The following is a 13,793-nucleotide window of genomic DNA, read 5'->3' as shown; positions in this document are numbered from 1 at the left end:
TGACCTATGCTATTTTCAAAAAAATGGATCAAGCTGTTATGCTGCGCGTTGCTGCTGGTTCCCCTGCTGCCCGCAGGAGAATCGGCGGAAGCCAGCGGCGGAAGCTGGGGGGACCATGCGGATATAAGCTGGTATGAAACCAATTATTCTACTTATATCATCGATTCGGCGGCCAAGCTGGCGGGAGTCGCCAGGCTGGTTAATGACGGAACTACCGATTTCAGCGGCAAAACAATTCAAATTGCAGCCTCCGATTCCCTGTCGTTGGCTGATTACGATTGGGTGCCGATTGGCACCGCGGAGCATCCGTTCAAGGGAATTCTTATCGGTCAGGCCGGGCATAGCACGGCTCTGACTGGCCTGAGCGTTATGGACAGCGTGTATGGGGGGCTGATTGGCCGCATGAGCGGGGCCACGGTCGGTCGGTTTACGCTGTCGGGCAGTATTCAGAGCACGGTCTCCGGCGATGCGGCCGTGGGCGGAGTTGCCGGTTACATGGATGAAGACAGCACGATCCTGGATGTGACCAGCGAGGTTTCCATTCAGGTGGCGGGAACAGTCACGGGCAACGTATATGCCGGAGGGATCGTCGGCAGCGGTTCGGGGATGCTGTCCAATGTGGCCAACCACGGCAGTATCGCGCTCAGCGGCTCTTATTGGGGCATGGCAGGAGGCATTGTGGCTTCAACCAACGCTGGCCTGACGCTGAAGAAGAACGAGAACACCGGCCCCATCAGCGTTACGGGCAGCGTCTACAAAGCCGATGCCGGAGGCATTGTCGGACTGGCGTCCGCACCGCTATTCATGGCAGAGGAAGAGACCTTCATGCGGAACAGCGGACGGATTACGCTCCTGGATATCGGGAGCGGATCGGCTGGCGGGATTATGGGCCGAGTGGCAGCGGATACCTTCGTCACCTTCTCCGCTCAGACCTCGAACTCCGGGGAGATCCTCGTGAATTCCGAGACTGCGTCTGCGGGCGTATCCGCCGGCGGTTTGGTCGGAGCTTATGAAAATACCGATGGGCTGAATTTATCTATCCCCTTTGTGCAGACAGCGCCTGCCATAGTCAACAAGGCAGGCCAGCGGACATACACTGGCAGCATTGTCGGCAGCGTGGCCGGCGATTTCACCTTGGGGTACAGCGTACTTAACAGCTCGCCTCTGACGACCGGTGGCTCGTCGGAGGTGTACACCGGAGGCATAGCCGGCAAGGTGGAAGGCGCGGCCACGTTCCAGGCAGGCGTCAGGAATCAGGCCGCAATTCAGGTAGAAGCTTCTGGTAACGGTGTGTATACCGGTGGATTAGTCGGCTTCTCAGGCCAGCGCCTTTTGTTCCACAGCAATGCTGCAGCAGCGTATGGCAACACCGGCCGCATTGCCGTAACCGGCACGGCCTCCGATGTGCATACCGGAGGCATTGTCGCGAACCGCAACTATCACAAGGTGGCGAGTAATGTCTCCAGCGAAGGGGACATTGAGGTTACGGCAGCCAGCAGACTTTATACCGGTGGTTTTGTCGGGAATGTGTCGGTCGGCGACTCCGGGATAGAAGGCGAATCCTACGGTGGCAAAATCACGGTAGCCTCCATCGCATCCGGCACTGACAATCAGGTGTACACCGGTGGCATCGTAGGATATTACGGGCTGGGCGGCGTGATCGCCGATTCAATTTTCTCGGGCGAGATTAAAGTTACAGGGGGCAGCGGCGTTCATACCGGCGGCGTGGCCGGCTATACGACGGGAGGCGGCGTGATCGCTGGTGCGACAATCGGCCGCACGGCGAAGACGCCGGCTCTGATCCAGTCGAGCGGCAATGTTGGCGGCGTGGCAGGTTACGTGGACGGCATTATTCAGTCAGCGGCGGTAAAATATACGGAAATACGCACCTACGGAAACGGTGGTGCGGCGGGCGGCATCGCGGGTACGGCCCTTGGACGGATCATGGATGCGGACATAGGCGACGCGTATTCTGATAGTACTGACAGTGTGCATGTCTCCACGGACGCTGCCGATTCGGTGGCGGGCGGTGTCGTTGGCGAAGGACGAGGCACCTTGGTGCTGGGGACGGCTACGGTCAACAGAATCAGCTTGTCAGCAGGACCACAAGCCCTTCGTTCCAGTCTGGGCGGCCTGGCGGGCAAGATCTCTTCCCAAGCCACGGCAAGTGTGCAGGGAACGTCGTTCGTAATCCGGAATATAGCGATTACTTCGGCCGCCGACAACAATGCAATCGGCGGTGTAATTGGAGACAACGGCATGGAACTTGATTCGGATACCCTGCAGCCGGTATCTGGAATTTCCATCGACGCCCAGGGCGATCATTCGGACCTGGGAGGAATTGTGGGCAGAAACAGCGGCCAGCTGACAGAATTGACAGCGATGGATTTAGCCATCAAGACCGTCGGCAGCGTCAATCGAATGGGCGGGGTGGCCGGATTTACATCGGGTGCCATTAGCAATCCTGTTATTGCCCCGGGCGACGGCCAATTGCAGCTTGCCGCAGAAGGGCCAAACACCGCTGTGGGCGGCGTTGCCGGAGGAACCAGCGCTGGAGCTGCTGTGAGCGGCAACGGAACGGACAGCAACGTGTCTGGACTGACCGTTACCTCTACGAAATCGGCAAGTGGTTCACGAATAGGCGGCATCGTGGGAGACAGCAATGCCTCCGCGATCCGGCGTGTGGTTGTAGAGAGTCCTGTGTTGAATGCACTGGGTCCGGACAGTATGATCGGTGGACTGGTCGGCCAGATTATCGGCGCGGACGTAGAACAATCCGTTGTCAGAGGGGTTCTCCCAGACTATGCCATGGTGAATGTGTCCGGCAGCGGGGTTAGAGCCGGAGGCTTGGTCGGACGGGCAGAAAATGCGGTCCTCACCGGCAGCGGCGTGACGGTTCCAGCTACCGAGAATCTTCTTCTGACCGGGACGGCAGCGGCAACTGGGCTTTATGCGGGCGGCATTGTGGGCTACAACGTGGATAGTGCGATCGAGCAGATGTCCGGCTCCACTGTCAAGCTTGCATTAAAAGGAACCGGGACTATTGCCGGCGGCGTGGCCGGCTATAATCGGGGTATGGCCGGCTATGGTCACCCTGCCGCTTCCAGAGTGCTGAAGGATAACTTGATGAGTTCTCTGTCGATAGTCCTGTCGGCTTCTGCCGCTTCCTCGATTACCGGTGGTCTTGTCGGCTTGAATGATGTCAGAGGCGATGAAGATCCCGCAGTGGCTGTAGCTTCTTCCATAAGCTCCATTCAGGACAGCAAGCTGATCGGGAGCATCGCGGTACACGGACCTTCTTCGGTAACTGGCGGCCTGGTCGGCGAGAACCGGGGCTTCATAGCCAAGAACAGCATTAGCAGTCTTCTTCCCGTTGTGTCTGACGGTGGTAACGGCCTGGTCGGCGGACTCATCGGCAGAAACACCGGAACGATCTATTACATGTCTTCCAAAGCGGTTTTATCCGCTGGCGGCATATCTACTATCATCGGTGGACTGGTCGGCGAGAATACAGGCCGAGTCGCCTCCTCCTATATCGAAGCTGATCTGAAAAGTGATCTGGCCGGCACGGCGGGTAGCTATTCCCTTCTGGGCGGTCTGATCGGCAGAAACAGCGGCAGTGTGGACAAGAGCTTTACAATGTCAAAAGTAACGGGTGACGGGGCCTATACGTATGTTGGCGGTCTGATCGGTGAGCATTCCGGCTCCGTTGTCAATTCCTACGCAGGCAAGGATGTATCCGCCAGTGGAAAGGGCTCCTATAGTGGTGGTCTGATCGGACGGATAACGACGGGAACAGTGGCAAGTAGCTACTCCGCCGGCCGGATCACCGGAGACAAGGGCGCGTATCCAGGCGGCTTGGTAGGATACTATGCCAGCGCAAGCAAGAAGCTCATTGACGATACGTATTATGTCAAGGATGAGAGTCTGTCGATCAACAGCGGAGTCTTGGATTTTGGCGGGGGAATCTATAATGAACTGAACAATTACGCCCGCTTGAGTCCTATCCTTTCCTCAGCTCTGGCCGACCGTAAAGCATTTCCGGCATTGTCCGGCTGGACGTTCGGTAGTTCACCCTGGCGGTATAGTTCAGCTGGCGCTGATTACAAATACCCAGAGTTGAACCTGAGTGCTGATGCAAGCGATGGAGACGGTGTTTCGCCAAGCATGAATTTGAACTGGTATACCCAAAATCCTGAGTCGTTGCGCTTTACCATCAAGACGGAGGAAGAACTGACAGGCCTCGCAGCGATCGTTAACGGTACGGCGGCAGATGTCGCGCCGTTCAATTTCATCGGCAGAACGATAGACGTGATGGGGCCGATCGGTATCAGAGCCTCACGATGGACCCCTATTGGGGCGGATGTCAGTCATGCTTTTGAAGGAACGTTTAACGGCAATCATAACTTGATCGGTGATTTCAGAGTGACTGAAGGAGAATATGCGGGGCTATTCGGTGTCATAGGAAGCGATGCTGTTGTCCAGCAAGTCTCTGTAGCGCCCCTCTCTTTAATCGGCAACAGCTATGCTGGAGCCTTGGCGGGATTGAATCTGGGCAAGGTTGAGCAGGTGGAAGGAAGCTTGTCAGGCGGCGCCGAGGTTGTTGGCGGGACGGTAACCGGAGGTCTTATCGGCCGAAATGAAGGTCAGGTCTCTGGCTTGTCGATGACGATCAGTGAAGGAAGCAAGGTGTCCAGCAATGCTGATGGAGCATATGTGGGCGGGCTGATCGGCGATAGTCGCTCTGGCCTTGCCCAAGGCAGTCTGAAATTGGTGGCCGGAACTATTGAAGCCACAGGCGACAATGCGGCTGTAGGCGGTCTTGCAGGAAGAATGAACGGCGACCTCACAGCAGCGTCCCTTTTCGTGCAGGATGGAGGGAGAATTGTAGGGGTAGGCCAAGACAGTATGGCCGGTGGTTTGGTCGGTGTGGCAGAATCCGGAACGGCCGACGGACTCAACGTCAGCTTGTCTGCCGGAGGCGTGCAGGCCCCGGCTGCGGGTTCCATTGCCGGGGGGCTGTTCGGCCGTTCGGCAGCTGGACAGGTGATCCGCAATGCCAAAGTGCAAGGTGACCAGACTCCCGGAGCGGTCATCGCAGCAAACGCGGTAGCCGGCGGCATCGTCGGAATTAAGACCGGTCTTGGCGGTAACACGTTTGAAATAGAGGAAGTCGAGGTTCGGGATGTGACGATTGCCTCGGCGGGTGAAGGTGGGATTGTGGGCGGTATTGCCGGCAAGCTGGCTGATGCCGCGCTGAAGGAGACGGTATTCAGCGGAACCCTCTCGACAACAGGCAGCGGTGCTACAGTCGGTGGTATCGTCGGCCAGGCGAAGGACTCAATTCTGTACAAGCTGGAATCTTCGCCGCAGATTAAGGTGAGCGCATCGGCCGGTGTACTTGCAGCCGGTGGTGTTGCCGGAACGCTGGAATCTTCGAAGAGAGACACTCCATTGGATTTCGGACTGCTGGTGCCGCTGTACCCTGGGATATATGAAGCGAAACTTCCTGCAGGAACAATCTCAATCGACGCGTCCGGTCAGACGGCGGAACTGTATGCCGGCGGCATTTCAGGGAAGTTGGATTCCGTCTCCCTGTACAATTCCTCCTCCGCGGTCACCCTTGAACTGAGCGGAGCGAAGACAACGACGGCGGGCGGGGCAGTCGGCTATGCCGAGGACAGCCGACTGGTCGGAATTGACACAGGAAGCCAAATTCAGGCTGAAGACAGCACAAATTATAATGTGGGAGGCCTGGCGGGGCAGTCGTCCGGTGGCAGCATTTCCTATGCCCGCGCGGAAGCGGCAGCCAACAAGCCAATCGTTATTGGAGAGAGCGTCGCGGCCGGCAGAACGGAATCCGATGCCCATATCGGCGGGTTCATTGGGCTGGCGGACGGTACGGATATTTATGCCTCCTCTGCCACTCCGGATATTCGGATGGACAGTATCAATCCGTATACCACCGTCTACGCTGGCGGCTTCGCCGGTCTCTTGGGAGAGACCGGAAGCGGCACAATTTCGTTAGCATACGCGGCGGGCCGGGTTACAGTTAGTGGGGCAGCCGGGGTTTATGCTGGCGGCTTCGCCGGCACGGTCAATCAGTATCGTATTGAGCAGGCCTACGCCACGGGGAATGTGTCCAACAAGGCCTTTGATGCCAGAGGCGGAGGTTTCGCCGGAGTTATTTACCATGGAAGCGAAATTAAAGACGCTTATGCAGCCCAGGAACAGGTCAATGTTGCCGGAAGCAATGGGGCAACCCGTTCCTATGCCGGAGGTTTTGCCGGTTACAATGACGGCAGCTTGTCACGTGTGTATGAGCGAGTATCTGCGGTTTCGGCTGTGGCCGGAGGCTCCAACTCCTACATGGGCGCTTTTATCGGCTATAATTTCCGGAATGCTCTAATAGACAACTCCTATTATGAAGGAAGTCTGGCCCCCATCGGGCATGATACAAGCAGCGACGGGCAGAGCGGAAATCTAAAGCAGCTGTCCATTGCCGAATACAGTCAGCCGCAGGGATGGAATTTCTCGGGCAATGACCCGATATGGGGCTTTGTCGATGGAGAGCAGCCTTATGCTCCGGCGCTGATGGGCATTTCCAACTGGCGCTTCTTACCTGACCTGAACGTGCTTACCCATGCCGACAAGAATCAGACTGCGTTCACGGCGGGCACCGCGGAAGAATTGGCGGGATTGGCGCTTCTCTACGATGATGGCGGTGCTGAGTATGCGCTGTTTGATCTGGCTGCAGACGCACCACTCGAAATCGACAGCATCACGCTGACAGGAGATATTTCCCTGGCTGCCAAGCCGTGGCTGCCTGTGGCGAGCTTTAAAGGTGTGCTGGATGGCAGCGAGCACGTCATTTCCGGATTGAATTATCGTACCGATGCATTCGACCACTCCGGCCTAGTCGTTGAGAATTACGGTACGATCACCAATGTGAAGCTGCAGGATGCGGCCTTAACCGGGAAGCTCAGTGCCGGCGTTGCAGCCGGAGTGAACCAACCGGAGGGGATCATCAAGAATGTGACAGTAAGCGGCGGCAACGTATCTTCTGCGATGGCCGGAGGCGTAGCCGGTGATAATCAGGGCCGGCTGACTGGCGTTGTTGTGGAGAACCTGAAGGTTACGGGCAAAGAGTATGCCGGTGGAGTAGCAGGCAGCAATAACGGCCAGATAGAAGACGTCGCTGTAAAGGGCCTGACGATCATCACTTCCCCTTCCGTGGCGGGAGGCATCACGGGGCTCAACGAGGGAAGTGTTGAGACATCGTATACAAGAGCCGTCGTCACGGCTTCCAATCCTGTAGGAACCAGTGTCGCCGGTGGAATTGCCGGACGCAACGGTGATAAAGGCTCTATTGATGGGAGCTTCTCTTACTCCGATGTCGCCGCGTCAGCGAAGGACTCAAGCGCGGGAGGTATCGCCGGATCAAGCTCGGGAACCATTGCCGACAGCTATAATACTGGAACCGTAGAAGCCGTCGGCAACGACATTGCCCGGGCAGGAGGCATCGCCGGTTATGCAGAGGTGGGAACGATCTCCGCCAATGTGAACGGGGGGCAGATTGCGGCCAATGTCAACGGCAAGTTGGTCAAGGGCAGAACATTGGCCGGAGGCATGGTCGGACAGACCGGAGCTGCATTGGTTCTGGTCCACAATTACTTTGATGCACAGATGCTCCAGACTCCGGCAGCCTATTACACTTCGGAGGGAAGCAAAGTAACTGGAGTGGAAGGGCAAGCGGAAGGAATGGGCACCTCACAGTTGACAGGTGGCACATTGCCTGATGGGTTGGGTGCTTACAAATGGAAGGCGCTCCAGGGTTTTTATCCCCAACTTGCGTATTTCTCCGGCTCTCTGGACAGCGATCTGTCCACCGTTGCAGTAGTACTGAAGGAGGGGGATACGGCGTATAAGGTGAGAGGAAGCTACAGCACGACTCCCGAGTCTGCGATTCACTGGACGGCCCAGGGCGACTCCGGCCCGATTTACCTGACTGCTTCGAAGAGCGGCCAGAGCCGTCTTATCATCATTAACAAAACACCGCTAGCTTATGGCGAAACGGCGGCTACGCCGACAAGTTCCACAGCTCTTGAGTTCAAGGACAAGACCGAGGTGGTGTTGGTAAGCACCGAGGCGAACGGTCAGATTCATTACACCGTTGATGGTTCGACTCCTTCCGAGGTGTCGCCGATGTACACGAAGCCGATCCCGCTTAGCAACTCCACCCTAATCATGGCGATAACGGTGGCAGAGGGCAAGAATGACAGCGGGCTGCTCATTGCGGAGTTCAAGAAAACACCGAATTTCGATAATGGAGGCGGTAGTGGCAATGGAGGCGGCAGCACCGGCGGCGGCGGTGGCGCCGGAAGTGGAGGCAGTACGACACAGACGGAGGCGATCTCGTTCGATATTCTGGTGAACGGTAAAGTTGCGGCTGTCGCTCAAGCCAAGGACACAACAGAGAACGGTAAAGTGACGACAACTATTGTTGTCGATGAGGCCGCTCTGACAAAGCTGCTTCAGGAAGCAGACGGCCCAGCCGAGATTGCCATCGTCTTCAGCAAGAAGGCTGATGTGAACAAAGTGGAGCTGAGCGGAAAGCTGGTCAAGCTGATGGCGGAGCACAAAGCAGTGATCCTGGTGGATAACGGAACGGCAGGCTTCCGTGTTCCCGCTGCGCTACTGGATGTTTCTGCGGCAGAGCAGGCGGTGGTGAATCTTGAGATCGCATCGCCGGATGAGCAGGAGGCGAAGCTGCTGGAGCAAGTGGTTGCGGCTGGACCGTATGACTTCCTTGTGAAGCCGATTGTATTCCGAGCCTTTTATACGCTTGGAGATCAGAAGAAGGAAATCGATCGGTTTGACGCTTACGTGGAGCGGACGATTACTTTACCTAAGACCACGGATACCTCGAATGCAATCGGAGTGAGCGTTGCGGCTGACGGAAGCATCAACCCGCTGCCTACCCGAATCACCGAGAACGCCGAAAGTCTGACGGCGGTTATCAAGAGTTTGTCGGGAAGTGGCATGGTTGCCATGGTCACTGGCCGAACGGAAACCTCTTTCCGCGATGTTCAGTCTCATTGGGCACGGGCAGCCATTGCAAACCTGAACAACCGGTGGATTGTGAGCGGTGTAGGCGTAGGAAGCTTTGAACCGGACCGCAGCATTACCCGGGCGGAATTCTCGACCATCATCGTGAAAGCATTGGGTCTCGGCGGAAATGCTGCAGCAGATGGTACCACCTTCCACGATGTGAGCGCCGGAGCCTGGTATGCTTCTTATGTCAAGATCGCATCTGAGTACGGTCTGGTATCCGGTTATCCGGATGGCAGCTTTGGTGCGCTGGAGCCAATCAGCCGCCAGCAGATGATGGTCATTCTCTACAGAGCCATGAAGCTCACGGGCCTGCAAACAGAGTTGACAGATGCCAGTAAGGAACAATTGCTGAAAACCTTTACCGATAGCGGAAGCATTGCCGATTATGCCAAAAATGGCTTTGCCGCAGGCATCGACGCAGGACTTGTATCTGGAAAAGGCAGCAAGCAACTTGCTCCCGCTGATCTGACAACCAGAGCTGAGGCAGTAACCATTATTGAGAAGCTGCTTAAGCTGTCAGGTTTAATCTGACACCCGGTCATAGGCAAGCGGCAGGGGATTTCTCGAAAATTAGATTTTTATTGTAAATGAAGACAGTGAGTCTCCGGGTATTGGAGACTCACTGTCTTTTTGTTTTTGGTCTATTGCGGATTGCTTAAGCAGGTTAAATTCATCGATTTTCCGTAAGTTTAAATGAAATGGTTTAAAATGAATTGAATTGAAAGGTACTGTTTATTCACGAATTCTATATTCTAACCATGCACCTTCGTGATCTGGACTCTTAATAAAATAGCTATTTTTAAGTACTGTACTTTTAAAAATTTTACGTCCATATTGTATGCCATCATCAGTGCCGGTTACTGTCTCAGTATCAATAAGAGTACTTTCATCCATGCTATCGTGATAAGAGGAATAATAATAATTTGTGTCTTCAATTGTTACCCAAGTCACTGGGTCGCTATTTGATATTTCTGTATTGGCTTTATTGGTTTCATCAGCGGCACATCCAATCAAAAATAAAACACAAAAAAAGCGAGTGAAATAAGTTTTTTCATGGTTTCCCCCCTTTCTTTAATAAAGATGCGCCACGAAACTAGTGCTTCATGGCGCATTAATATATTAATTTATATTTGAACTGTACCACTTCTTTGATAACTTTAAGAATACACGCAGCTAAAATGTGTGAACTCTGCATAAGACTCTGGGGTTTCTCCAGTAACATACAAACCGATCAGTACACCCGTAAAACCGCCTGCTACTTCAGAAGAGAGATATTTGGTTTGCGCCGCTCCTAGTAAGGTCTCGGTACCTTCCAGCTGAACATAGAAATAATAATGAGTTGGAGTAGCCTTAATTACCAATGTAGTATGACTGCAATGGCTCAGATCTATGGATTTTTCAATCGATTTAATATCCCCGATATTCAGTCTTTCGATGACCTCGTATCCTTGTTGATGTTCGCGCAGCGCCAAATCATAATGATGGTTTTCGTCCATATAGAGAGTAATACCGGCTTCGCCGCTGGCAAGGCTGATTTCGCATGAAATAACCGCGTTAAAGTCTTTTTGACGAATACCTATAAATGTCGGGGATGCGGGAACATCCAGCGTAACTTCCGTTCCTATAAGTTTTATTTTATCAGGTGCTAACAGATAATGTTCTGTGGCCGGATGCCGTAGATAACACCAGTCCAGATTCCAGTCCGTGTTCTCGAATGTAAAGACTTGTTTCTCCTGCTGAATGATTGTGTCTGCAATTCGATCCGTCTCGAAGCTCATAAGAGTGGTACCGTTGTGACCCGCAGTAAACCAACCGTCTTCGCTAAAGATAACCGGAGTTAAGAAAACTTCGCGTCCCAGGTGGTGATAGGTAAGATACTGTCCGGTCTGCCGGAATCCAAGATGAACAAGCCACCAATTCCCTTCGTGGTCTTGAATTAGGTCGCTGTGGCCAACCCCCTGCAGCTCGTAACCGCCCAAATTACGATTGGTCAGAACGGGATTGTCTGGATAGGCTTCGAACGGGCCGGATGGTGAATCTCCCCGCGCATAAGTGACCATATGGCCATATTCGGTTCCGCCTTCAGCTGCCAGCAAATAATACCGTCCATTGATTTTGTAGAGATGCGGGCTTTCCAAATAGCGTCCGCCTGAACCTTGCCATATTGAGCGGCTTGGCGTCAGCTTGCGCCCAGATTCGATTTCGATTTCGCACTGGACGACACCGCTAACTCCATTATCATCTGTCCCATTGCTCATGAAATACGCTTTGTTGTCTTCAAAATATAGATCCGGATCAATTCCTCCCTGATCGACATTAATCGGATCAGACCATTCGCCGTAAATGTCGTCAGTCCAGACATAGAAGTTCTGATGTGTAGTGTCATTTGTGGTTGTCATGTAGAATCTTCCCTTATTGTAGCGCAGGGTGGGAGCAAATACACCACCGGAGCTGTCAACAGTGCCCAGCTGAACCTGACTCTTTCGGGTTAGGCAATGACCCATTTGGGTCCAATTAATCAGATCTTTGCTCTCAAAAATCGGAACGCCGGGGAAATATTGAAAGGAACTGCAAACCAGATAATAGGTATCTTCAACTTTGCATACGCTAGGGTCAGGATAAAATCCTTTGATGACCGGATTATTATATTTCATTTCTTCACCTCATTGATAAATTCATACATATAAGAATCCAATAGGATTAACTGTTATGAAAATTAAACACCATTGACTAGGAGATTTCAATATAAAAGGGTTGAAGGTTTGGGTGAAATTTATTAAATTAATATATATGTGATTTCAATAGGTATGAGTCAGGAGATTATAATTATGATCAAAGCGAACGGGGAACCGAAATTCATGGCGTTATATGAAGCACTGGCAAGCGAAGTCAGATGGCGGATTATGAGCTTTATTGCTGATAACGAAATGAATGTGAAGGAGATTGCGGCTAAGTTAGAGCTTAGCCCCTCCATCGTCACCATGCACATCCGCAAACTGGAAGTAGCCGGACTAATCGGAAGCCGCAGGGTACGCCAAAACGGAGGGACACACAAAATGTGTTACTTGAAACAAAAAAATGTTGAAATCGAGCTGCCCGTTGCCAGCCGAACCGCGAGGATCAGAGAGCAGACAATTGCCATCGGACATTATACCTCTTTTGAAGTTTATCCTACCTGCGGGCTTGGCACGCCTGAGATGGAAATTGGAGTTTGGGATGACCCACGCTATTTTCTGGACCCTGAGCGAGTGAACGCCGCTATTTTATGGTTCGGGAGGGGGTACGTCGAGTACAAGACACCTAACTATCTGCTTCCTGATCAAACTCCCGAGTCCATCGAAATATCACTGGAAATTGCCTCAGAAGCGCCTGGCTTGAACGATCATTGGCCATCGGATATTCACTTCACATTCAACGGTATAACGCTTGGAACCTGGACAAGTCCGGCTGACTTTGGAAGGGCTGCACGGGGCAAATATACACCGGAATGGTGGCATCGAAATGTGAATCAATACGGCTTATTGAAGACGATCCGTATTGATAACTCAGGAACATTTGTAGATGAAGAGTGGATGTCGGATGTGACTATCGCGGATATTAAGCTACGGGAACAATTCTGGACACTTCGGTTCGCGGTTGACGAGAATTCCATTAACGTGGGTGGATTGACACTCTATGGGGCTGGGTTCGGCAATCATGACCAGGATATTGTAATTCGTGTGTACCTAATGTAATTACAGATCCTTCCGGTATAATTTGGGGGACATGCCATAGACCTTGGTAAATTGGCGAGTAAAATAGTTGCTGTCATTGAAACCACTTTTGTAAGATATTTCTGAAATGGGCAGATTCGTCTTCTTCAATAACATACATGCGTGTTCCAGGCGAAGCTGCTGAAGATAGGCGAAGGGTGTCGTCTGATAATAAGATTGGAAGATCCGGTTCAAATGCCTTACGGAAATATTCGATTTAGCCGCAATCTCCTCACGTGAAAGCCGCTCCAAATAGTTATCCTCCATGTAAGAAATAGCATTTGCCAAATGCATCAGATTGCTTTGCACCCCTTGTCTTTCCTGCTTCTCATACTGCCTGGACAAATGTACGACAAGCTCCATAAACCGCGAACGTAGCATCGTCTGATATCCCTGGAATTCACTTTTATATTCCTCAATCATGAAATCCAGGACTGATGAGATATAGTCTAAACTTGAAATCGGCAAGCTCAATTTACTGGTTAAATGTTGAATATTTCGATAAAACGGTTCCAAAATAAAAAGAGCTTGAAACCCATTTGATTTTCTCAGATCAGGACCTGCTAACTTCAGAAGCTCAGAGCTATACATAACGTTGCAAATTTGAAAATCATGAGGGTCTTTATAGGCATGAGAAGTAGCGCCATCAATGACAAAAACATCCCCTCTCTTGATAAAGGATTCTTCCGTATTGACAATATGTGTAGCATTTCCATGCAGAACGATAACGAGCTCGGAGAAATCCACATGATTATGTAGATACATATCTTCCTGATGTCCTCCGTACTGAATAAAAAACTCGAATTGTTTGTCGGCTGTAAACCAATGTAGAGGAACACTTCGCAATCGAAACTCCCCTTTCACTTAGGATTGTTGAACATTTGTCCCTATCATCCTATTTTTGGTCTTTTAAATCAAGGTTTAAGG

General features: G+C 52.4%; 5 protein-coding genes. 2 read left to right on the top strand and 3 right to left on the bottom strand.

Annotated features, from left to right (window positions below; translation table 11 throughout):
* Positions 1-6 precede the first annotated feature (6 nt).
* Positions 7-9,645, top strand: coding sequence for an S-layer homology domain-containing protein (locus GJB61_RS12100; RefSeq protein ID WP_154118741.1), 9,639 nt, complete (start codon positions 7-9; stop codon positions 9,643-9,645).
* Positions 9,646-9,846: 201 nt separating this feature from the next.
* Here the strand turns inward: GJB61_RS12100 and GJB61_RS12095 are convergent, their stop codons facing one another.
* Together GJB61_RS12095 and GJB61_RS12090 are read right to left on the bottom strand one after the other, a co-directional pair.
* Positions 9,847-10,128 (bottom strand): hypothetical protein, encoded by a 282-nt coding sequence (locus GJB61_RS12095; RefSeq protein WP_154118740.1) that lies wholly within the window; start codon positions 10,126-10,128, stop codon positions 9,847-9,849.
* A gap of 143 nt (positions 10,129-10,271) precedes the next feature.
* Complete coding sequence (locus GJB61_RS12090; RefSeq protein WP_154118739.1) at positions 10,272-11,768, bottom strand: glycoside hydrolase family 43 protein; 1,497 nt, start codon at positions 11,766-11,768, stop codon at positions 10,272-10,274.
* Between the two features lie 174 nt (positions 11,769-11,942).
* Here GJB61_RS12090 and GJB61_RS12085 point away from each other — a divergent pair, with 174 nt between their 5' ends.
* Positions 11,943-12,848 carry an ArsR/SmtB family transcription factor gene (locus GJB61_RS12085; protein ID WP_154118738.1) on the top strand — a complete coding sequence of 302 codons (906 nt, stop codon included), beginning with the start codon at positions 11,943-11,945 and terminating at the stop codon, positions 12,846-12,848.
* Here GJB61_RS12085 and GJB61_RS12080 read toward each other — a convergent pair whose 3' ends face one another.
* Positions 12,849-13,712, bottom strand: coding sequence for a helix-turn-helix domain-containing protein (locus GJB61_RS12080; protein ID WP_154118737.1), 864 nt, complete (start codon positions 13,710-13,712; stop codon positions 12,849-12,851).
* Positions 13,713-13,793: the final 81 nt, after the last annotated feature.

Origin of the sequence: Paenibacillus monticola, assembly GCF_009664975.1 — a bacterium.
Taxonomy (GTDB): Bacteria; Bacillota; Bacilli; order Paenibacillales; family Paenibacillaceae; genus Paenibacillus_AQ; species Paenibacillus_AQ monticola.
This window is presented reverse-complemented; position numbering and strand designations above follow the sequence as displayed.

Coding starts and splice junctions, on each gene's coding strand:
- GJB61_RS12085 (WP_154118738.1), top strand. CDS start 11,943: ATGATCAAAGCGAACGGGGAACCGAAATTCATGGCGTTATATGAAGCA.
- GJB61_RS12100 (WP_154118741.1), top strand. CDS start 7: ATGCTATTTTCAAAAAAATGGATCAAGCTGTTATGCTGCGCGTTGCTG.
- GJB61_RS12090 (WP_154118739.1), bottom strand. CDS start 11,768: ATGAAATATAATAATCCGGTCATCAAAGGATTTTATCCTGACCCTAGC.